Here is a 24,111-nt window from a genome sequence, read left to right as displayed (position 1 = left end):
CAAAAATACAACTTTATAAACGATTATCAATGAAGGTTCATTTTATAGCAATTGGCGGAAGTGCCATGCACAATTTAGCAATCGCATTACACAAAAAAGGATTTGAAATAACAGGTTCGGATGATGAAATTTTTGATCCTTCTAAATCAAGATTAGAAAAATATGGAATCTTACCAGAAAAATGGGGATGGTTTCCTGAGAAAATAAATACCAATTTAAATGCTGTTATTCTGGGAATGCATGCCAGAATTGATAATCCTGAATTGCTAAAAGCTCAAGAATTAGGAGTCAAAATTTATTCCTATCCAGAATATATTTATGAACAGACTAAAGACAAAATCAGAATTGTAATTGGTGGAAGTCATGGAAAAACAACAACCACATCGATGGTGATGCATGTTTTTAAAGAGAACAATTTTGATTTTGATTATATGGTTGGAGCCCAAATTGAAGGTTTCGAAACCATGGTTAAACTAAGTAAAGAAGCCAAAATTGCCATTTTCGAAGGTGATGAATATTTATCTTCTCCAATAGATCGACGACCAAAATTTCATTTGTATCATCCCAATATTGCACTACTAACCGGAATTGCTTGGGATCACATTAATGTATTTCCAACTTTTGAAGGTTACATTGAGCAATTTAAAATTTTCACCAATAAAATTCAACCCAATGGCAGCCTGATTTATTTTGATGGCGATGAACACATCAATAAAATTGTTGATAACAAAAGGTCTGATGTTGAGTATTTGCCATACAATACACCAAAATTTGAAGTGGTGAACAATAAAACCATATTAAAGACGGATAATGGTGATGTTGAATTGGAGATTTTTGGAGAGCACAACCTTCAAAATTTGATGGGTGCCTATTACATTTGCAAGCAAGCCGGATTAAGCGATGAGCAATTCTACTCAACAATCAATAGCTTTTCTGGTGCCGCAAAGCGTTTACAAAAATTATCAGAGAATGAATCCTGTACTGTTTTCCAGGATTTTGCACACTCTCCTTCAAAATTAAAAGCTACAACTGAAGCTGTCAAAAAACAATTCAATTCTAGAAAATTAATTGCATGCATGGAGTTACATACATTCAGTAGCTTAAAGAAAGAATTTTTGCCACAATACAAAAACTCTATGATAATGGCTGATGAGGCAATCGTCTATTTTAATCCAAAAACCATAGAACACAAAAAACTGGAACAAATAAGCAAAGAACAGGTTGCTGATGCTTTTGGTGGTAAGAACATTACGGTTTACACAGATTCAGATAAGGTAATTTCTGATCTTTTATCGAAAGATTTTAAGCATACCAATGTCTTACTGATGAGTTCAGGAAATTTCTCAGGAGTAAACCTTAACGAATTGGCTGAAAACATTATCAAAAAATAGTGTTTTTTGCCTTAAAGGTTCTGGTAGTAATGTTTTGATCGGTAGTAAAATAATGCTATTTTTAGAATTAAACTGATTCTAAAATGTGCTACGCCATTTCTCATTACTCCAGAATTTTTTCTTTGATTCTTCTTCTTGCTTTCATACCTGGTATGAATGCAATTTCACAGGATCAAATTCAGAAGGCGGAAGAGATGCTTCTAAAAACTCAAGGTAACGAAAGAATTGCCTTACTGGAGGAACTCTCAAAATTATACCAGGAAGTAAACCTCAATAAAAGCATAAATTACTCTAAGGAAATTGTTGTTTTATTAGCGGAAAAACCAATCGAAAAATCAGATGCCTTATATGAGCTTGGCAATCTGTACCGAAAAATAAACAATTTAAGAAGGGCATTGGATTGTCATGAACAAGCTCTCGCAATTAGAAAAACAACTACCGAATATTTATCTATTTCCGCGTCATACAATAATATAGGTGAGATTTATAAAATACTTCAGAAATACGAAAAAGCTCTTGAGTATTTCAATAAATCGCTTGATATTAGAGCAAAAGAAGGAACCGAAAAAGAAGTTGCCTACACCTTAAATAATATTGGTAGTGTTTATTGGCTAAAAAAAGATTACGCCAACTCTCTGGAATACTATCTAAAATCTCTGGAAATTCGATCTAAACTTGGTGATAAATCAGACATTGCTGCTTCCTTAAATAATCTGGGAAATGTATACAAGAACCTCAACAAATACAATAAAGCCCTAGATTATTACAAAAAAGCATTGGTACTTAGAGAAGAGGCAGGTAACAAATCATTAATTGCCTATACTTTAAATGATATTGGAGGAATTTACTGGCGATTAAATAACTACAACGAATCTTTAATTTTCTATAATAGAGCACTTGAATTAAGAAGAAATCAAGGCAATAAAAGATTTACCGCTGCCACTCTTAAAAATATCGGAACTGTATACAAAGATTTAAACGAACTTGATTTTTCACTAAAACATTACAACGAATCTTTAAAAATTTACGATGAGATCGGAGATCTAAAAGAACAAGCCAATGTATTTTCTTTGATTGGAAACCTGTATCGTAGTTTTAATAATTTCGATAAAAGTCAGGAATTCCATAAAATTGCTTTGAATCTTCATGAGAAAATAGGGAATGTAAAAGGCATAGCCTATTCTTCGAATAGCATTGGTGAAATTCTAATGAATTTTTACAAGAGTGATGAAGCTTTGCAATTTTTAAAAACCGCTTTTGAAAATGCAAACTTATCCAACGACAGAAATCTTCAGAAGAAAACTTCAGAGAATTTATTCGAATATTTTTCCAATAAAGGTGATTATCAGAAGGCTCTAAAATATTACCGCAACTATTCCAATACACAATACGATAGCATTGTTGATCAGCTAGATAAAGGAAAAATATCGGAATTTGAAGCCAATTATGAAATTTCTAAAAATAAAGATGAGATCAAAAGTTTGAAAGAATACAATAGAATGCAAACCATTCTTATTTATCTTTTTATTACTCTGATTATTTCCGCAGGTATAATAGGCTACTTCGTTAAAAAGAACATTAAAATCAGGAAAGAAGCTACAACTGCACTAAGTGAAAAAAACAATGAACTTGAGGATATCAATTCACGTTTAAAAGAATCGGAATTGATCCTAAGAGATCTGAATCTTACTAAAGATAAAATTTTCAATATCATATCGAGCGACCTAAGAGAACCTTTTATCGATTTAAAAAACATCAGTTCAAATTTAATTGACAGCTTAGAAGAGAACGATATTGAAGTTCAAAAAACTCTGGCGAGAGAAATTCGAGATGTCTCAACACATACCAACAACCTTGTTGAAAATATTTTACTTTGGTCGGCTTCGCAGGCTGGAAAAACAAATTTTGTTCCACGATATTTTAATATTAAGGAGTATTTAAACAATACTTTGCAAAAATTATCAGGTCCTATTATTGAAAAGAACATTAAGGTGATTTTTAATATGGATAACACCTCAATGGTTTATGCCGATCCGGCAGCAATCACCGAAGTCTTTAAAAATTTAATTTCAAATGCAGTTAAATTTTCCTTTCCAGAAGGCAAAATTACGTTATCAGCAAGAGAGAAAAAATATTTAGTTGAATTGGAAATTTCGGATGAAGGTGTAGGTATGAGCAAGCGGAATTTGAATAAAATATTCCGTTTGGATAGCAATTATCTAGCTTTGGGAACTGCTCAGGAGAAGGGTGCCGGAATTGGATTATTACTTTGCAAAGAGTACGTAGAAAAAAATGGAGGTAAAATTTGGGCTGAAAGTGAAGAAGGAAAAGGAAGTAGTTTCTACATAACTATTCCAAAATCAGAAAAACTGATGGAATCAGTTCCAAAATCAAACGCATAAAAAAAGGCATCCTGTTGGATGCCTTTTTGATATATCTAAAATAACTTATTTACTATTTCTTTACAAAGTGATAGTGGCTTCCGAATCTTTCGAATGCAGCTCTATCCAACTCTTCTCTAAAATCTGGGTGAGCAACAGAAATAATTGCTTTAGCTCTTTGTTGAAGAGATTTACCAAATAAGTTTACAGCTCCGTGTTCTGTTACAAACCATCTCATGTTGTTACGAGTAGTTACAACACCCGAACCAGTCAACAATGTTGGAGTAATTTTCGAAACACCTTTTCCTGTTACCGATGGCATTGCAATAATTGGTACACCACCTTCAGAAGCCGCTGCTCCACGAGTAAAGTCAATTTGACCACCTACTCCAGAATAATGCTTAGTTCCGATAGAATCAGCACAAACCTGACCTGTAATATCAATTGATAATGCAGAGTTAATTGCACAAACCTTAGGATTTTGCTTGATAATACCAACACCATTAGTATATGATACATCCATCATTAATACTCCTGGGTTATCATCAACGAAATCGTAAAGCTCTTTTGTTCCCATCAAGAAACCAGCAACAATTTTACCTGGATCTAATTTCTTGTTTCTACCGTTTACAACACCGCTTTCTACCAAAGGAAGAAGACCGTCAGCAAACATTTCAGTATGTACTCCAAGATCTTTGTGATTTCCTAACTGTGCCAATACAGCATTAGGAATACCACCAATACCCATTTGAAGACAAGCTCCATCAGGAATTAAACCAGCAACATTTTTACCAATTTGAATATCAAGATCAGATAAAGGTGCGTTGTGATGCTCTATTAGTGGAGAATTATCTTCACAGAAAACATCGAACATACTTAATGGCATCATTGCATCACCAAAAGCACGAGGTACATTTGGGTTGATAATTGCAACAACTGTATCAGCTTCTTCAACTGCAGCTTTACTAGCCTCTACTGAAGTTCCTAAAGATACATATCCATGCTTATCAGGAGTACTTACTTGTACAACCGCAACATTTACATTCAAAATACCTTCGCGAATCAACTGTTGAGTTTCTCCCAAGAAAACAGGAATATAATCTGCGTATCCAGCTTGAGTTTGCTTTCTAACGTTTGCTCCTACAAACAAAGATTCAAGATTAAAAATTCCTTCAAATTCCGGATCAGCATAAGGTGCTGGACCCTCGGTGTGAATGTGCTGAATTGTTACATCGTAAATTTCGCCGTTACGACCGCGATCGCACATTGCATTAATAAATTTATGAGGTGTCAATGCAACAGAGTGTAAATGTACTCTATCGCCAGACTTAATCACCTTCGCTGCTTCTTCAAAAGAAACTGTCTTAATCTCCTTACGCATCTCTAATCGGTTTTTATATTGATGTTTATATTATTCTAAATCGCCGACTAAAGTAGTACATTTTTTAGGTGCAGTTTCTGCTATTCAGCATGAGTGCTACAAAACATATCTTCATTATCAATTCATAATTAAGACTTTGCAAATTTACTCCCAGAAATAACTTAAATTAATTTGAAAGATAAAAAGATACTAACTACTCAGTTTTTTTAGCCGAATGGCAAAAGTAGATAAATAATGATGAAATGACTTAGGAAGAAATATAAAATAAAGAAGCCGGGGACCCAAACCCCGGCTGCAAAACCCAAACATCTAATAAAACTTAAATAACAAAAACTATCAAACTATTATTTTTACTAACCCTAGTAAAAGGTAATTTTTTAATTGTGTTGTAAGTAATTTTGTGAAAACCAACTTACTATTTGTTTTCTATATCAAATATACTAAGCTTATTCGTATCAATCAAATCAATATTGTTTATAATATTATAGATATTTTTTATATTTGGCTTGAAATCAAACAAACGAAATATCTCATGATCACAATTACTCAACTCGAATACATTGTTGCTGTTGACACCTTTCGCCATTTTGCAACTGCTGCCGAAAAATGTTTTATCACTCAACCAACCTTAAGTATGCAAATCAAGAAGTTAGAAGAATTTCTTGATGTAACATTATTCGATAGAACTAAGCAACCAATTATTCCCACCGATGTTGGTGAGCGTATTATTGAGCAAGCCAGAATTATCCTGGGTGAAACCAAAAAGGTTGATGAGATTATTAAAGATCACAAAAATACAGTTGAAGGTAATTTAAAAATTGGTATTATTCCAACTCTCGCTCCTTTTCTACTTCCTATGTTTATAGGTGATTACATTCGAAAATATCCGGCAATTAAGGTTGAAGTAGAAGAAATGGTTTCGGAAGATATCATGAAGAGCTTAAAAAAGGATCAAATTGATGTTGGTATATTTGTTACACCTGCCAAAGATGAAAAAATTCTGGAGCGTCCTCTCTTTTTCGAAGAAATGATGATTTACGCACACAAGGATCACAATTTATTGCAACAATCACATATAGAAGTAAAAGATATTGCTACTCCTGAAATATGGATGCTTGGAGATGGACACTGTTTCAGAAATCAGGTGATCAATTTATGTGAGATGCATGACTTGCAACATCAGGAATTGCCATTTGAATTTGAAAGTAACTCTTTAGAGACATTAATGAAAATTGTAGATCGAGAAGGTGGTTTTACTTTAATTCCTGAACTAGCTACCCAATATTTACCTGAAGAAAAATTAAAACAGGTAAAGAAATTTTCAAACTTACACCCTCTTCGTGAAGTAAGTTTGGTTTATTCCAGACATTATTCAAAAAATAAATTGTTAGAATTACTGGGCGAACACATACAAAAAACAATCCCAAACAGCCTTTTGAATAGTGATAGAGGAACAATTGTAGAATGGCGCTAATTTTTTTCTCGCTTAAATTGAAGCACTTAGTTTAAGAATGAAAAAAATGTCTGTTTTTTTTCAAAAAAAGTATTGTGGGTTTAAAGAATTATAATTTACTTTGCATCGCTAAAGAAAAAAAGATGAGCCTTAAAAACTCAAACATTCGCTAGCAAAAACAAAAGAGAAATATTGCAAAGTATTTGTGGAAACAAAAAAAAGAATTATCTTTGCAGCTCTGAAAAATTAGATGGTCCGTTCGTCTAGGGGTTAGGACGCCAGATTTTCATTCTGGTAACACGGGTTCGATTCCCGTACGGACTACTAAGATTTCGCAGCAAATTAAATGTTAAATTATATTTGTTGTGTATTAATAAACCAATGGTCCGTTCGTCTAGGGGTTAGGACGCCAGATTTTCATTCTGGTAACACGGGTTCGATTCCCGTACGGACTACCAAGATAATAATTTAGATAACTTTAAGAGATGGCAAATCATCAATCTGCAATTAAAAGAATTAGACAGTCTGAAAAGAAAAGAGTACACAATAAGTATTTTGCTAAGACTGCTAGAAATGCTGTAAGAAAGTTACGTGCTACTTCAGATAAGGAAGCTGCTAATGAATTACTTCCAGAGGTTACTGCAATGTTAGATAAGCTTGCAAAAATCAATGTGATTCATAAGAACAAAGCTGCTAACTTGAAATCTAAATTAGCTTCACACGTTAACAAGCTTTAAGACACTATAACTCTGTTATAAAGGGTTCTCATTTGAGGACCCTTTTTTGGCATGTACCTATTTCATATTTGTATTGTTTGAGCAAATTCATAACTTTAATTAAGTATTTGCACAAATAACTATGGAAGAGTATAATAAACTAAGCATTAAAGACTGGGCACTTGAAGATCGCCCGCGAGAAAAATTAATGTACAATGGTGTTAAAAGTTTATCTTCAGCCGAACTTCTGGCAATAATTATAGGCAGTGGTAATCGAAACCAATCTGCAGTAGAACTTTCCAAATCCATACTTTCCTCTTGCAATAATGATCTTAATAATTTGGCAAAAAAATCCATTCACGATTTAATGAAAATTCGTGGAATTGGGGAAGCCAAAGCCATTGCTATTATTTCTGCACTTGAATTAGGAAGAAGACAGAGAGCTTTTCAAAGCAAACAAAAACAAAAAGTAAGCTGTAGTCAGGATGCCTTCGAATTATTCCTTCCTTATGTAGAAAATATCGGACACGAGGAATTTTGGGTTCTGTTTATGAATAGAGCCAACAAAATTGTCGAAATTAAAAACGTGTCATCAGGCGGAATTACTGGTACAGTTTTCGATATTCGTTTAATCTTAAAAGATGCTCTACAACTTGAAGCTGTAAATCTAATTTTATGCCACAACCATCCATCCGGAAATCTATCACCTTCTGCTGCCGATAAAGATATCACGAACAAAGCGAAAGAGGCTGCTAAACTGATGAATATAGACATTTTAGATCACATAATTATTGGCGATAATCAATATTACAGTTTTGCCGATGAAGGTCTAATTTAGAATCAATTAGCTTTTTATTTTTTTCCTTATTTACTGCTTTAATATTCTTGAAATATGGCTATATTTGCGCTCAGCTAATTTTTAAATGATACAATAACATGGTGATCCATACTTTAGGAGAAAACAACTCCCTTTTTAACCAATTTATAGCTGAAATCCGAGACGTTAACGTTCAAAATGATCCTCTTCGTTTTAGGAGAAATCTTGAAAGAGTTGGAGAAATTTATGCCTATGAAATCAGTAAAACTTTAGATTTCGCAGAGCAGTCAGTAGAAACTCCACTGGGAACTGCAAAAACTTCTCTTCCTAAAGATGAAGTGGTAGTCGCTTCTATTTTAAGAGCTGGTCTTCCTTTGCACAATGGTTTATTAAATTATTTCGACAAGTCGGAAAATGCTTTTATCTCAGCATATCGTAAGCATACCGAAGATGGAAAATTCACAATTAATTTTGAATACATCTCATCTCCTTCTATCGATGGAAAAATTGTAATCCTAGCTGATCCTATGTTAGCAACTGGTTCTTCGATGGAGCTAGCCTATAAAGCGATGCTAACAAAAGGAACTCCGAAACATGTACATATTGTATCTGTTATTGCAAGCCAACAAGGTGTCGATTTCATCAAAAACAATCTTCCTGAAGAAAATATTACCATTTGGAATGGTGTTGTTGATGCAGAATTAAATTCTAAATCATATATCGTTCCTGGTTGTGGAGATGCTGGAGATTTAGCTTTCGGACCAAAATTAGGATAGAAAATAATCCAAATTATATATTAAAGACTGCCAAATGGCAGTCTTTTTTTATGAGTTAAATATGGTAACTACTGAAGTATCTTCACATTCAGTTTTCATTGTTTGAACTGTTTTGAAGCTAATCGGATGAATGAATTCCGGAATAATTTCCGATAATGGTGCCAGAGCAAACATCCTCTCTCCCATTCTAGGATGTGGTAATTCTAATCTCTCCGTATCCATGATTAAATCATCGTAGAATAACAGGTCAATATCTATTGTTCGTTCACTGTACCGATTTTTTTTACGAACACGTCCCAGATTCAGTTCAATTTCCTGTGTACTATTTAAAACCTCAATGGGTAATAAAGTTGTTTCACATACAACAACCTGATTCAAAAAACTCAATTCATGTTCAAATCCCCATGGTTCAGTTTCATAAATGGATGAAATTAAATAGATTTCTCCAACCTTTTCATTCAAGTGTTCTGCAGTATCTTTAAGAATTTGTTCTCTATTACCAAGGTTACCACCAATTAAGAAATATACTTTTGCCATTATTTTTCATTTGATCGGTAAAAGAAACAAAGAAATCTGTTCAAACAAAATATACATCGAAAAATCGTGATGCCATAAAAACAATATCATCTTAATTAGATATATTTGTTTTAAACAAAATTTACATAAATATTATGTCATTTATTAAATAGAATGACTTGGTATCGAATATTCATTTCAAATACATAGATTCATGAAAAGTTTCTTCAAATTTACATTTGCTTCTATCCTAGGAGTTATTCTTGGTGGAATTCTCCTTCTTTTTTTAGGAATAATGATGTTAGTAGGTATTGCTTCAAGCGCAGATAAACCTGTTGTTGTTAAAAACAAGAGTATTCTTGAAATTAAACTAAACAAACAACTTGCAGATAGAGGTACTGACAATCCTTTTGATGGATTTGATATTCCTGGCATGAGCGATAAATCAAGCATTGGTTTAAATACCATTCTAGAAAGCATCGAAAAAGCAAAAACCGATGATAACATCAAAGGAATTTATCTAAATATCAGTGGAATTTCAGCCAATTTTGGCGGAATGGCTTCTATTGAAGAGGTACGTAATAAATTAAAGGATTTTAAAGAAACAGGGAAGTTCATTGTGAGTTATAACAACTATGGTTACTCTCAAAAAACTTATTATCTAACTTCTGTATCCGATAGTATTTTCTTAAATCCTGAAGCTAGCTTGTTTATTGTTGGTATGGGAGGAGAAAGAACTTTTTACAAGAAATTTCTAAAAAATATAGGTGTTGAAGCGCAAGTTATTCGTGTTGGAAAATACAAATCAGCAACCGAGCAATTTTTTAGAGATGATATGAGCGATGAGAGTCGTGAACAAACCATGGCTTACGTTGGAGCAATTTGGAATCAAATTCTTACTGGTATTTCAGAGGAAAGAAACATATCTGTTAAAAAATTAAATCAGCTTATCGATGATTTCGCAATCCGTAAAGCAGTTGATGCAAAAGCTAATAATTTAATTGATGGAGTAATTTATCAGGATGAGATGAATGCTAAATTGCGTCAACTGACAGATATCAAAGAGGATAAAAAACTAAGATTTATTAGTGTTTCTGATTATTCAAAATCTCCTGATGCTGAGAAAAAATTCTCTAAAAATAAAATTGCCATTGTTTATGCTACTGGTGGAATTGGAATGGAACAAAGTGAAACTTCAATTGGTCCTGATCTGGCAAAAACAATTCGTAAAGCACGCCGAGACTCAACAATTAAAGCGATTGTATTACGTGTAAATTCTCCTGGTGGAAGTGCACTGGTATCTGATATTATCTGGAGAGAAGTAGAATTGGCTTCTCAAGAAAAACCGGTAATTGCATCAATGGGTAATGTTGCTGCTTCGGGCGGATATTACATTGCTTGTCCTGCCGATACAATTGTAGCTGATAAAAATACCATTACGGGATCTATTGGAATTTATGGATTGTTCTTTTCTGGTGAAGAGTTAATTAAAAATAAGATTGGATTTACTACGGATGCATATGGAACTAATAAACACTCTGCTTTTGGTGGTGGATACCCATTAATGTTACCTGTTTCTTCAAGAAACTTTACTCCTACAGAGAAAGCAATTTTACAGGAAATCATTAACGATGGTTACGAAACATTCCTATCAAGAGTAGTTGAAGGAAGAAATAGTACAAGAGAAGCTATTCATGAAGTTGCTCAAGGTAGAGTTTGGAATGCTATTGATGCAAAAGAAAAAGGTCTAGTTGATGTTTTAGGTGGATTGGAAACTGCTATAGAAATTGCAAAAGAAAAAGCTGGTTTGGAAGAATACAGATTAGTTTCCCTTCCTAAGCAAGAAGATCCTGTTCAAAAAATGATTAAAGATCTTACAGGAGAAGCAAAAATTAGAATTCTAAAAAATGAGTTAGGTGACTCTTACAGATTCTATGATAAAGCACAAAATTTAATCGATTTAGGTGGTATTCAGGCACGTATCCCTTATGAAATAGAATTAAACTAAAAATCTTTCAAATCAAATAAAAAAATCCTCAAGCAATTGAGGATTTTTTTATGCAATTAAGTCTGATTGCTTAGTTCCTTAATAAAAAATTATTGTCATATTTAATTCGATTTAAATCCTAACAAATATTTCTGTACATTTATTAATGTATAAATTACCACAAAGACATCTAAAATCAACTGAAAAATTGATTTTACGGCTAAACTTAAGGATCGAATGAAAGCACTATCCCGTTTTTTAAAAGGCTTACTATTACCGTTTAGTTTACTTTACGGATTAATTGTTGCTTTTCGCAATTTTCTCTTCGATATTAATATTTTATCAAGCACAGAATTTAAAATTCCTATAATTTCAGTAGGAAATATAACAGTTGGTGGCACTGGTAAAACTCCACATATCGAATATCTGATCACTCTTTTAAATGATGATTACAAATTGGCAACTTTAAGCCGGGGATACAAAAGAAAATCGAAAGGTTTTATTTTGGCTGATGAAAATGCAACAGCATCGCAAATTGGCGATGAACCCATGCAAATCAAACGAAAATTCCCAGATATTTTTGTATCCGTTGATAAAAATAGAGTGAATGGTGTCAAAAGTCTATTACAAACTGAACATGGTAACGATTTAAGTGCAATACTTCTGGATGATGCATTTCAACACAGATATATCAAACCCGGTCTGTCTATTCTTCTTATCGATTACAATCGTCCAATAACGCGAGATTATATCTTACCTTATGGCAGATTACGGGAAAGTTCTGATGAGAGGTCGAGAGCCAATATTATTATAGTGAGCAAAGCTCCCGCAAATATGACTCCCATAGAAAGACGAATTTTTGTAAAAGAGTTAAATATTCTACCGTATCAAAAATTGTATTTCACTTGCTTGGACTATTCTAGTTTACAACCAGTTTTTAGTAAAAATGCAATAAATATAATCAACCAGGATTGGGGAAAAGAAAACTTCTCAATTTTATTGGTTACCGGTATTGCCAATCCGAAACCATTAAAGGAATATTTGGATAATTTTTCAGATGTAATTGATGAAATACACTTTCCAGATCATCATGATTTCAACCATAAAGATATTGCTCAAATTGAAAAGCGATTTGAAGAGTTAGAAGGGGAAAATAAAATTATTATTACTACCGAAAAAGATGCAACGCGAATTTTTGATATGAATATTAAACATGAAACACTTAAAAAGCATCTTTTTTACGTGCCTCTGCGAATTAAATTCTTAAATGAGGATAAAGCCCTATTCGACAATCAAATTTTGAACTATGTCCGAAAAAATAAACGCTCAAGTAATTTGCATAACATAGAAACTGATTCAATATAAAAAAGGGGAATTCACATTCCCCTTTTACTCTACCATTTAATTAACCACTACATTAATTAACAGCTATTGCTAAAGCAATTTGGCTTATAGCCAATATTTAAATTTTATTACTTAAATACGCTATGCATCATCAAGTTACAAAATTCAAGATGAATGATCAATAGTTTTTTCATTTTTTTAAATTCTATATATACTAGTTAAATTTCCCTCCTAAAACACATGTCTTTTTAAAAGTTTTCACATCTCCTTTTGAATTAAACAGCTCGATATATACAAGGTAAATACCTATTGGAAGTCTTTCTTTGCTTGAATTTAGTCCATCCCAATAAATCTTATCCTCCATTGCCAAATAATACTTGTTAGCCAATTTCCGCACTTCTTTACCTATCGAATTATAAATTCTAACGTTAACTACAAATCCATCATCCTTCAAATTAAAATTGATATAGAGTCGATCGTTTTGTCCATCACTATCAGGAGAAAAAATTTTATTGGACAAACTAACTTCATTATCAAGCATTTTTTCATCACTAAAAACAGAATTCTCCACTCCAGGAGTTCCGTAACCTATGCTCTGTGCAGCCGACTGCCAATTGGAAGTACTATTTGTTTTATTCTTTGGATTAATACGCTCCAATGCTACTCCTTCCACTGATGCCAATAAACTAAAGTGCATTTTTTCATCGTAAGCAAAATCATCAATAAGATCAGTTTCTGATAATAAAACCACTCTACCCGATTTATCACCATAACTTGGAAGATTACATTTCTTAAATACATTCCAATCATTTGTGTAATAGTTCTCGCGAACATTCAGAGTATCTGCAGTCAATAAAATATAATTTTGAGGTCTAAGAATTAATTGCTCATCCGAAATTTTCACACTATCGATTAGTAAATAATTCTCATCTCTTTTAGCAAGATATGATTTAGATAAATCCAGAATATTATCTGAAGTATTGTACAATTCAACGTAATCTGCACCTCCCGAAAGCGGATTAAAAAGCACCTCATTGATGACCACATCACCTGCTTGAATTTTTGATGGGATCCAAAACTCGTAAACATCCTTTGAAAGTGGGTTCTGTGCCAAATCTGTCACTTTTTGATCAATACTGAGTTCATATTTTAAATTTGGAACAAAATTATCTTGAAATATTAGCTCGAACAAAATTCCTAAATTCTCAACATTTACAACACTTATTGGATGCTGCCCAGATTCTGACAAAGTGAAATTTTGTAAATTCTTAATTTCATTCAGAAACATTGGTTCCGAAAAATTTAATTGAATCGAATTTGCAGAACTCACAATTAATTTTTCAAGAACTGGTGAATTTACATCTTTATTTTCTTTAAAAATTGAATTGATAGAACCTGGTGTTCCTCCAATAATATTAATAGATGCAGCCCAATTTGGGGTCTGCCAAGTTGTATTCATTGGATCAATTCTCTCCAGTGACCAACCTCCTTCATCTTTATTATCATCTTTATACCAATCATTTGAATAAGAAATTGCATCAAGCAATATGTCATTAGCAGATTTAAGACTAATAGTTGTGCCCGCATTGGTTAATCCTGAAAAACTGCTTACGCCAAGTACATCTCCATAGTTGGAAAAATCCTCTATCGCCGTGTTTGAACATAGAATGAGATATGAATTTGCCTTTATGGTATCTGCTTCCAAGTTGAGCTCTTTCTCTCCAATTTTTACGATCCAATCCTTTACTGAAAGATCGTGAGTTTGCGTATTGTATAGCTCTAAATATTCGTATTCTGGTAAACCATTCGTCGGATTCTCATCTGCCATGATCTCATTTATCACAACATCATACTCATGTACATCATATCTAATAAAGCTTAAAGTAGTATCCAATACATTTCCACATTCATCCAACAAGTTGCTTAATACAAGCTGCTGCTCAATTCCATCTTGAATATCCATCTCGAAACTCAATGCTACTTTTTGTGGAGATAATTTCTCTATTTGAGTTAATCCATTATCTGCAACTAAATAATTTTCTAATGTAACTACTGATTTTGAATCCATATACTCATCAAATTCAATTGAGATTTGATTTTTGGAAATCAGATTAAATGATTCTACTCGTGGAGATTTATAATCTAAATTTTCTGACCAAATCGAATTCTGTGTTCCTGGTGTTCCACCTTTTTCTGCTATAGATGCTGACCAATTTCCAAAACTGCTGCAGGTGTTCACCGGATCAATTCTCTCCAATGACCAGCCTCCATCTTTCTTTTCATCAGATTTGTACCAATCAATTGAATAGGTAATAGAATCAATTGTAACTCCTTCTCTCGATAAAATACTTACGCTTGTGCCAGCATTGGTTAAGCCTGAAAAACTACTAACGCCCAAAGAATTTCCATACACTGTAAAATCCTCTGTCGCTGAACTAGAACAAAGAATCAAATATGAATTAGCTTTTATCGTATCTGAATTTAATTTTAGCTCTTTATCACCAATAGTTAAAAACCAATCTTGTACCGATATTGCATATTCTTTTGTATTGTATAGTTCTATGTACTCATGTTCCGGCAAACCATTCGTCGGATTCTCATCTGCCATGATTTCATTTATTACAACATCATACTCATGTACATCATATCTAATAAAGCTTAAAGTAGTATCCAATACATTTCCACATTCATCCAACAAGTTATTTAATACAAGCTGCTGTTCAATTCCATCTTGAAAATCCTTCTCGAAACTCAATGCTACTTTTTTTGAAGATAATTTCTCCAATTGTTTTAATTCATTGTCTGCAACTGAATAGTTTTCTGATTTAATTAATGATTTTGAATCCATGAACTCATCAAATTCAATTGAAATTTGATTCTTGGAAATCAAATTAAATGATAATACCTGTGGAAGTTTCTGATCTAAATTTTCAGACAATATCGAATTTTGCGTACCTGGCGTTCCTCCTATTTCTAAATCGGAGGCTGACCAGTTTCCAAAACTACTGCAAGTATTCATTGGATCAATTCGTTCCAGTGACCAGCCACCATTATTCTTTTCATCAGATTTGTACCAATCAATTGAATACGAAATTGAATCGAGTAATATGCCTTCAGTAGATCTTAGGCTAATACTAGTTCCTGCATTGGTTAAACCTGAAAAACTGCTAACGCCCAAAGCATTTCCATACACTGTAAAATCGTCCTTTGCAGAATTCGAACAAAGAATCAGATATGAATTTGCTTTTATCGTATCTGAATTTAATTTTAGCTCTTTCTCACCAATTGTCAAAACCCAATCTTGTACCGATATTGCATGTTCTTTTGTATTGTATAATTCTATGTACTCATATTCTGGCAAACCATTGCTTGGTGTTTCATCTGCCATGATTTCATTGATCACAATATCATAGGATTTAGCAGGAGCGAAATATTCAAATTCTATACTATCGTATTTGCATTCCAAACCATTCTGATCAGTGATATCAAATAATTCAACAAGGTAATTACCAGTTTGAAATTCATCATCCATCACTATAACAATCTCAGAAGCATCTTTTCCAACTGAAATTGAATAATCATCTAACTCCTTATCATTACGAAAGATTTTATACTTGTTAGGTAGTAAAGTCAATTCTGTATTTAAATCTTCAGAAAATATAATTAAAATAGAATCCTGACCAATAATTTCATAGTCGCGAACATATGGCTCCGTATTTGCAGATTGTATAATTAAATCGTCGAACCAAAGTTCTCCTGCTCTTGAAGCTGTTTCAAAATTAAATTGCAAAGCATAAAACCAACTTTGAGAATTCAAATTAATCAAAGATTTTTCCGAACCTGCAAGTAGCCAATTGTAATTCTCTCCTATGCGATTGTATTTTAAAGTCCATTCCCCACTAGCATCATAATCAACAGCTATTGCAACTGCCTCTGAATCGTTCCAATTAAAATCTGAAGAAAATAATAACTCTGGAGATTCATCCTTTACAATTTTCCATAAACCAATTAAATCATCGGAACCTTTATAATTGATACCAACGACATAACGAATTTCTGATAGCTCTGGATTCTGATTATCCATCAACAAATTAAATCCAAAATAATTCCCCGATGATGGGTCCCAATCTCCATTTCTTAGAACAAAACTCCATTGTAATGTACCTGAATGCGGATTCCAATTGCTTACTTCTCCACCAATATAACTCTCTCCACTCTGATTAATTAGGTTGTGCTTTAAAGATGAATTACCGAAAATTGGATCGAAAGTAGAAATTTTCCAATCCATTGTGTTTTGCCAATTTTCAAGTGAGGATTCCTCAAAATTATCCTGAATATCAACACTTGGAGTACCAACAAAAATCTTACAAGTATCAGGTATTAGATCTGATTTAGTTGTAATGGAAAAATTTGAAGATCCTGAATAATTTATACCTCCTATAGTCGCAATTCCATTTATCGTTTCCGTATTTGAATCATCAAAAATCAAATCGTTACTATTCGCTTTCAATTCGAAAGAGATATTTTTATCTAAATCAATATTCTGATGTTTATCGCAGGTAGCAACCTGAAGATCAAAAATTTCCAAACTATCTGTAATATAAAAAGGAACTTTTATAATACTCAACCTATCCGCAAGTACATCTACTTCATGAATAGCTGATATAATGTTTTGATCTAATACATCAACCAGTTCTGAACTATGATTTCCTGTTTTCCAAGCAAAATTCTCTTTTGGAATACTTATTTGAACCGTTGCATTATCTGGCAATTGGCTTTTTCTGAAATAAATTGCCAATTCATACTCTAATTCAGTAGAATTGGGAATTTCAATAAGTCCATTTGATGAATTGAATCGAATATAATTCGAATTTATATCGCTTGTTTTAGCAAAGACAATATTATTCTGTTTGAGAATAGCACCAGCAATGTGTTTGTTCCAATTCAGATCATTCGTAGTAATTTCCTTATGGAATTTAAGCGTATTTAAAATAGTTGGTAGGTCATCATTAGAACCTGAATCTACAATCTTGAATTTTAGTACGCTCTGTGAAAGTTCATCACTTACAGCAAGAGGATTCAATTTAAGAGCTGGATTGTGACTTGAAAAAATGATTTCTGAATCATTATCTACAGAAGAAATATTGTCGCTTAAAATGGTGCTAAACCCATCAGATTCCGCTTGTAAATTAAAAATCTCTGCCTTACTATAAATTAAATCACTCCAAATATATACACCTCCTTCATTCGTTTTATTTAATCCTGATACAGAACTCAAATCACCATTACCTGATGCCAAACTAAGTTCAATTTCATCATCAGAATTGATATCTCGATTTTCATATTCGTCAACCAATTCAATTTCGATCTGAAATTCATTTTGAAATGGCACATAATCAGGCAATTCTACAAATCGCATTCTTACAGCTTCAACTTCGGTAATAAATTCTGGTCCAATAATCACCTCTGAAAATTCAAATTTCAGACCACTTCCTTCAATTGAAGTCTCCCATTCTGCCGAAGATTGCTCTATTTTCAACTGAAGCTTCTCTCCATCAATGGTTTCTCCCTCTTTCAGATAGACAAATAAGGAATAATCCGACGCTCCTTCGCTTTCAATAATTCTCCCTATTTCATCTTCACCAAAACTTATTATCAATTCATCTTTCGATATCTCAATATCAGCTTTTAGTTCTTTTTCTGCATTTTGTATAAAAACTTTTTCAATGCTCTTCTTCAAATCAACCTGATTGGCATTTGAAGTTTTAATGAGCATTTTATTTAAAATAGTAGGTAGCCCATCATCACCTCCATCAACAACTGTAAATCGAAATATTTCAAAAAGATCATCTTTTGTAACTTGTGTTGATGAGATTGTTGTGTTTGAAGGTGTCCATACCGATTGAATCACATTCGAATCAAATGTATTCAATACCAATATTTCATCAGAAATCACTTCTTTTAAATCTTCACCTATTAGTTTTAAACTTATGCTTTCTATATTTTCATATTGCAAAGAATCAAAAACTACAAATCCATTTTTTAACGGTTTTTCAAGAATAGTATTTGAACGTAAAATTCCCGTTCCACTATTAAGACTTAAGTTTACTATGTTTTGCTGATCAACATCTAGATTTCCAAATACATCAGTTGCTTCAGATTTTACTGAAAAATATTGATTTCGTACAATCTCAAATGGGATTTCTGTAAATTCTAAAACCTCAGCATCAACAGAAATCGCATGAATATTCGAAGATATTTCTCCATTGGATGAACTAAATCCTGAACCTCCACTATAAACATTAAAACCATTCGCATACTCACCAATCTTCAACTGAATTGTTTGATTTTCATTCAACGATACATTTGAATTTAAGTACACTTTAATATCAAAAATCAAACTTCCTCCTTCGGGAACATCTATTTGTCCTTCGTTAAAATCTAAATAAATCGAATCATTGGTTATTACCGTATTTTGAGGTTCTATAACTGATCCTGAATGAGAAAAAAGAAATCCTCCCAATTGAGTTTCCCAGTTTAAAGAATTTTCAGGATTTTCATTAAAAAAAGTCATTCGCGAAACGCGAGTTGGTTCTCCATCGCTTGCAGAACTTGTTTCGTCGATTGCAAATCTAAAACAAGTAATGGCTTCTTCTTTGGTATCAATTTTTGTATCTATTAATAGTGGATTTATTGGATCATCTGTTGACTTTAGTATTGTCAACTCATCCATTTCTGGAACAATTGGTTCTCCAGATACCAAAATATCATCGAAATAAACCTTATTGCTTGATAGTGGGTTGTTCATGCGAACGACTATTACCAAACTTGTTCCATTTATAAATGAACATGTTCCTTCAGCACTTCCCCAATTTCCAATATTTACCGCATTATTATCCAATGCTATTTCTTCCCCACCATCTAGCTTGTAGTAAAATTTAATGTATTTTTCATCATTAGTTGAGGTTCCTGTCTCTGCCGCAACAATGGAGATACTGCAATTTGTAAAGCTAGAAATATCAATACTCTCACTTTGCCAAATAGCCTCGCCATCACAATCTACAGCTTCAAATCTACCTTCGCTCGTTTCAACAACTTTTACGTAATCATCATCATTTTCAAGAATACAATTGGAAACATCCAATGTCCAATCGGTAACACCTGACAAATCGGAATTTGTACCCCAATATCCCTTATTTAAATTGTCAGAAAAATCTTTATTCCATATCTCATCAGCATACACCCCACAATTCCCCAGTAAAATTAAGACAAAGAACAATTTCAGAGAAAGAGTTTTTTTCATGGAAAATTACAATTAAATTTGATTTGCTTTTTTGACTAAAAGCTAATTTAACTATAACCATATTATTAATCAAGTAATTAAAGCATTATTATGTTATGAGGATTGCAGTTGTAGGAGCTACAGGTCTTGTAGGTCAGAAAATACTGGATGTTTTGGAAGAAAGAAATTTTCCAGTTAGTGAATTATTCCCTGTTGCCAGCGAAAGATCTGTTGGTAAAGAAGTTGCCTTTAATGGCAAGAAGTACAAAGTAATTGGTATGAAGGATGCAATTAATCTAAAACCACAAATTGCAATTTTTTCAGCTGGTGGAGATACTTCTTTAAAATGGGCACCTGAATTTGCGAAAGTTGGAACCACAGTTGTGGACAATTCTTCCGCTTGGAGAATGGATGAGAGTAAAAAATTGGTTGTTCCGGAAATTAATGCATCAGAATTAAGCAAGGAAGATAAAATTATTGCCAATCCAAATTGCTCTACCATTCAATTGGTAGTTGCTTTGGCTCCTTTACACAAACATTATAAAATGGAGCGTTTGGTTATTTCTACTTATCAATCCATTACTGGAACTGGTGTAAAGGCTGTTGAGCAATTAGAAAATGAAAGATCAGGAGTTGAAGGTGAAAAAGCTTATCCATATGAAATTGATAAGAATTGCCTTCCTCATTGTGATGTGTTTACCGAAAATGGCTACACAAAAGAAGAAATGAAACTGGTTAATGAAACCAAAAAAATTCTAAAAGACGATAGTATAAGAGTTACAGCTACAGCTGTTAGAGTTCCTGTTGTTGGTGGTCATTCAGAATCGGTAAATATTGAGTTTGCGAAAGATTTTGAATTGGAAAATGTGAGAAAAATTCTAAGTGAAACAGATGGAATCATAGTTCAGGATAATTTGGATGAAAACGAATATCCAATGCCTAAATATTCTCACGATAAAGATGAAGTTTTTGTTGGTAGGATTAGACGAGATTTCTCAAATCCAAACACACTAAATATGTGGGTTGTTGCTGATAATCTAAGAAAAGGTGCTGCTACTAATGCTGTTCAAATTGCAGAATATCTAGCCAAACATGAACTAGTTTAAAACAAAAAATAAACCCGATGCAAATCATCGGGTTTTTTATGCGAATAACCATACGAACAATTAGATACATAAGAGTTCGCATGTTAACTTAAAGCAAAGCTACATTCCAAATTATCAATAATTTAAACTAATCCATTAAGTTAGAATAATCCTGATAAAGAAAATCGTTGTAAGGAAATCTAGCCGAGTGAATTTCACGAATTACACCATAAACTTTCTCTCTAAACTCTTCAATATTTTCCTTTTCTATAGCCGAAATAAACAAACAAGGAGTTTCTCCCTTGGCAATCCACATTTGTTTTAATTCATCCAAACTATAATTTTCTCGTGTTTTTGGCAAAAGATCATCCTCATCTTTCTTTACGTATGTAAATGCATCAATCTTATTAAAGACCAAAAATCTTGGTTTCTCCTGTTTATCAATCTCAGCCATGGTTTCATTTACCACTTTAATATGATCTTCGAAATTAGGATGAGAAATATCCACAACATGAAGTATTACGTCAGCTTCTCGTACCTCATCAAGGGTAGATTTGAACGATTCAACCAGATGGTGAGGAAGTTTTCTAATGAACCCAACAGTATCTGCTAACAAGAATGGAACATTTTGAATAACCACCTTACGAACAGTTGTATCCAGAGTCGCAAACAGCTTATTCTCAGCAAACACTTCTGATTTACTCAACATATTCATGATAGTTGATTTCCCAACATTTGTGTAACCAACAAGAGCTACACGAACCAATTTACCACGATTCTTTCTTTGAGTTGCCTTTTGTTTGTCAATCCTAACAAGATCTTGCTTTAATTTAGAAATTTTATCTAAAATTATTCTTCGGTCAGTCTCGATCTGAGTTTCTCCTGGACCACGCATTCCAATACCACCTCGCTGGCGCTCAAGGTGAGTCCACATTCGTGTTAAACGCGGTAACAAATATTGATACTGAGCCAATTCTACTTGTGTTTTTGCATGCGCAGTTTGTGCTCTACTTGCAAAAATATCAAGAATTAGATTGGTTCTATCCAGCACTTTTCTTTCTAATATCCGCTCAACATTACGAAGTTGCGTTGGAGACAATTCATCATCAAAAATCACCAATCCAACTTCATCATCAGCTTCTAAAAATCTCTTTATTTCATCCAATTTTCCTGTTCCAACAAAGGTTTTAGGATTAGGATAATCTAATTTTTGAGTAAATCTTTTTATTGTTGTTGCTCCTGCTGTTAAAGCTAAAAAATCTAATTCAGCAAGATATTCATCAACCTCTTGGGCAGTCATATTTTTTGATTGATCAATTACACCAATCAAAACTGCTTTTTCCGTTTCTCTCTTCGTAGTAAGGTAGTCTCCCATTTAATCAATTTAGGAAATTAAAAACTAACAACTTTCATTTATTCCATAAATTCTTGAAAGCTAATTGCAAAAGTAAGCATTATTCCACAAAGCTTTCGTTACCGAACACAAAAAAGAGGTTCCGAATAATTCAGAACCTCTTTATATGGTAGTAAAAAAATTAATTTACTGTAATTGGAAGTTGATTGGCACAGTATAAGATACCTTTACAGCTTTACCACGCTGCTTACCAGGCTTCCACTTTGGCATCTTATTGATTACACGAATCGCTTCTTTATCAAGAGATGGGTCAACTCCACGTACAACGCGAACTTGCTCTACACCACCCACTTTGTTTACAACAAAAGTAACGAATACACGTCCGGTGATACCATTTTCCTGTGCAATAACAGGATACTTGATTGATTTTGCAATCCATTTTTGTAATTCAAGCTGTCCTCCTGGAAATTCCGGCATATCCTCTACAATAACGAATACCTGAGCTTCATCTTCTTCTTCTTCCTCTTCTACAACCTGGATTTCAACTTCTTCATCCATATCTGCATCGGAGTCTTCAATTTCCAATTCATCCTCAATTTCTTCATCGTTATCCACGATTTCCAAAACATCAGCAACTTTAGGTGCTGGTGGTGGTGGTGGTGGTGGCTTAACAGGTTCTTGTCTGGTAACAGGAATCATTTCCTCTTCAGCCTCCATCTCTTGCTGATCTTCTAAACCTGTAGCTTCCGAAGAATCTACACGCCATTCGAATGCAGCAAAAACAAACAGAAGAGTCAAGGCCAGACCAATCTCAAGAAAGAGACCTCTCTTATTTTCAAGATCTGCTTTAGGTGACTTCTTAACTTCCATAATCTTCTTTTAATTTTCTTTTAAATTCAGCGCTTAAAAGTAAGTAATTCAATTTTATAATCAAAATACTATACTTTCCGAAAATATTTGAGGCATAAAGATAGAAAAATAACGGTCAAACCATTTTTTAAGGTTTGAAAATTTGATAACCAATACTTAAGTAAGTGAAATTCTATTGGTAATAATCTATTAAATGCCTCTATCTTAATAGAGATAAACCTACTGTAAATAAATCAACTATAAATTTAGTCCATTTTTTCTTTAAAGCCATTCTAAATTAGATTTTTTATACCAGAAGAGTGAAAAATCTATGTTGTCCGAACTCATCCTACCTATACACACACTATACATTGCTACCAATCAATTGTCTATTGACAAACAATTTTTCGAACTAAAATAGATTCTCCACTCTCTAATTCCCTTACGTAGAATACTTAAAAATGTTTGCTTATTCGTAAAATACATTAAAATCTGTCTTTCAAATCTTCAATTTTAATTTATATTTGCAGCCGCTTAAGAATCTTGTATTATTCTGATTTAAATTGAAATGATACTAAATTCTTTTCACTAAACAATTAAATGGGGGGTTAGCTCAGTTGGCTAGAGCATTTGACTGGCAGTCAAAAGGTCACCGGTTCGATTCCGGTACTCTCCACCCTCAAATCAAGGCGGTTATGGCATTTATGCTGTAGCCGCTTTTTATTTCTACTCCTACTCAATTCCTTATAAATCCGTGTATTTAACCTTATTTAACAACT

At 33.1% G+C, this 24,111-nt stretch carries 14 protein-coding genes and 3 tRNA genes; 12 read left to right on the top strand and 5 right to left on the bottom strand.

The window, feature by feature from the left end; translation table 11 throughout:
• Positions 1-29 precede the first annotated feature (29 nt).
• Both murC and GCQ56_RS00525 read left to right on the top strand, forming a co-directional pair.
• Positions 30-1,391, top strand: a complete 1,362-nt coding sequence (gene murC, locus GCQ56_RS00530) for a UDP-N-acetylmuramate--L-alanine ligase (protein ID WP_152732442.1) — start codon at positions 30-32, stop codon at positions 1,389-1,391.
• Positions 1,392-1,474: 83 nt separating this feature from the next.
• Complete coding sequence (locus GCQ56_RS00525) at positions 1,475-3,793, top strand: tetratricopeptide repeat-containing sensor histidine kinase (protein ID WP_152732441.1); 2,319 nt, start codon at positions 1,475-1,477, stop codon at positions 3,791-3,793.
• A 52-nt stretch (positions 3,794-3,845) separates the two neighbouring features.
• Here GCQ56_RS00525 and GCQ56_RS00520 read toward each other — a convergent pair whose 3' ends face one another.
• Positions 3,846-5,153 carry an acetyl-CoA hydrolase/transferase family protein gene (locus GCQ56_RS00520; protein WP_152732440.1) on the bottom strand — a complete coding sequence of 436 codons (1,308 nt, stop codon included), beginning with the start codon at positions 5,151-5,153 and terminating at the stop codon, positions 3,846-3,848.
• Positions 5,154-5,685: 532 nt separating this feature from the next.
• Here GCQ56_RS00520 and GCQ56_RS00515 point away from each other — a divergent pair.
• The 6 genes from GCQ56_RS00515 to upp all read left to right on the top strand — a co-directional run bounded on the left by GCQ56_RS00515 (position 5,686) and on the right by upp (position 8,915).
• On the top strand, positions 5,686-6,627 hold the full coding sequence (locus GCQ56_RS00515; RefSeq protein WP_152732439.1) for a hydrogen peroxide-inducible genes activator: 942 nt from the start codon (positions 5,686-5,688) through the stop codon (positions 6,625-6,627).
• A gap of 231 nt (positions 6,628-6,858) precedes the next feature.
• Positions 6,859-6,930, top strand: a tRNA-Glu gene (locus tag GCQ56_RS00510).
• A gap of 59 nt (positions 6,931-6,989) precedes the next feature.
• A tRNA-Glu gene (locus GCQ56_RS00505) sits at positions 6,990-7,064 on the top strand.
• Between the two features lie 27 nt (positions 7,065-7,091).
• Entirely contained in the window at positions 7,092-7,343 is a 252-nt protein-coding gene (gene rpsT / locus GCQ56_RS00500) for a 30S ribosomal protein S20 (protein WP_152732438.1), read from the top strand.
• 121 nt (positions 7,344-7,464) lie between these two features.
• A complete protein-coding gene (gene radC / locus GCQ56_RS00495; RefSeq protein WP_152732437.1) occupies positions 7,465-8,160 on the top strand; it encodes a DNA repair protein RadC in 696 nt (231 codons plus the stop codon).
• A 98-nt stretch (positions 8,161-8,258) separates the two neighbouring features.
• Positions 8,259-8,915, top strand: a complete 657-nt coding sequence (upp, locus tag GCQ56_RS00490) for a uracil phosphoribosyltransferase (RefSeq protein ID WP_152732436.1) — start codon at positions 8,259-8,261, stop codon at positions 8,913-8,915.
• A 48-nt stretch (positions 8,916-8,963) separates the two neighbouring features.
• Here the strand turns inward: upp and folK are convergent, their stop codons facing one another.
• On the bottom strand, positions 8,964-9,452 hold the full coding sequence (folK, locus tag GCQ56_RS00485) for a 2-amino-4-hydroxy-6-hydroxymethyldihydropteridine diphosphokinase (RefSeq protein ID WP_152732435.1): 489 nt from the start codon (positions 9,450-9,452) through the stop codon (positions 8,964-8,966).
• Positions 9,453-9,645: 193 nt separating this feature from the next.
• Here folK and sppA point away from each other — a divergent pair, with 193 nt between their 5' ends.
• Together sppA and lpxK are read left to right on the top strand one after the other, a co-directional pair.
• Positions 9,646-11,439, top strand: a complete 1,794-nt coding sequence (gene sppA, locus GCQ56_RS00480) for a signal peptide peptidase SppA (protein WP_152732434.1) — start codon at positions 9,646-9,648, stop codon at positions 11,437-11,439.
• Between the two features lie 216 nt (positions 11,440-11,655).
• Complete coding sequence (lpxK, locus tag GCQ56_RS00475) at positions 11,656-12,783, top strand: tetraacyldisaccharide 4'-kinase (RefSeq protein WP_152732433.1); 1,128 nt, start codon at positions 11,656-11,658, stop codon at positions 12,781-12,783.
• A gap of 193 nt (positions 12,784-12,976) precedes the next feature.
• Here lpxK and GCQ56_RS00470 read toward each other — a convergent pair whose 3' ends face one another.
• Positions 12,977-20,065, bottom strand: coding sequence for a lamin tail domain-containing protein (locus tag GCQ56_RS00470; protein WP_152732432.1), 7,089 nt, complete (start codon positions 20,063-20,065; stop codon positions 12,977-12,979).
• Positions 20,066-20,160: 95 nt separating this feature from the next.
• On the opposite strand from GCQ56_RS00470, the gene GCQ56_RS00465 reads away from it, so the two are divergent.
• Positions 20,161-21,150 carry an aspartate-semialdehyde dehydrogenase gene (locus GCQ56_RS00465; protein WP_152732431.1) on the top strand — a complete coding sequence of 330 codons (990 nt, stop codon included), beginning with the start codon at positions 20,161-20,163 and terminating at the stop codon, positions 21,148-21,150.
• A 127-nt stretch (positions 21,151-21,277) separates the two neighbouring features.
• On the opposite strand, the gene hflX is transcribed toward GCQ56_RS00465, so the two are convergent.
• Positions 21,278-22,504 carry a GTPase HflX gene (gene hflX / locus GCQ56_RS00460; protein ID WP_152732430.1) on the bottom strand — a complete coding sequence of 409 codons (1,227 nt, stop codon included), beginning with the start codon at positions 22,502-22,504 and terminating at the stop codon, positions 21,278-21,280.
• Positions 22,505-22,669: 165 nt separating this feature from the next.
• Positions 22,670-23,353, bottom strand: a complete 684-nt coding sequence (locus tag GCQ56_RS00455) for an energy transducer TonB (protein WP_152732429.1) — start codon at positions 23,351-23,353, stop codon at positions 22,670-22,672.
• A gap of 581 nt (positions 23,354-23,934) precedes the next feature.
• On the opposite strand from GCQ56_RS00455, the gene GCQ56_RS00450 reads away from it, so the two are divergent.
• Positions 23,935-24,008 (top strand) — tRNA-Ala (locus GCQ56_RS00450).
• Positions 24,009-24,111: the final 103 nt, after the last annotated feature.

Source organism: Marinifilum sp. N1E240 (assembly GCF_009295825.1).
In the GTDB taxonomy this organism is placed as follows: Bacteria; Bacteroidota; Bacteroidia; order Bacteroidales; family Marinifilaceae; genus Marinifilum_A; species Marinifilum_A sediminis.
The sequence above is the reverse complement of the archived record's forward strand: the minus strand, read 5'-3'. Positions and strand labels throughout refer to the sequence as shown.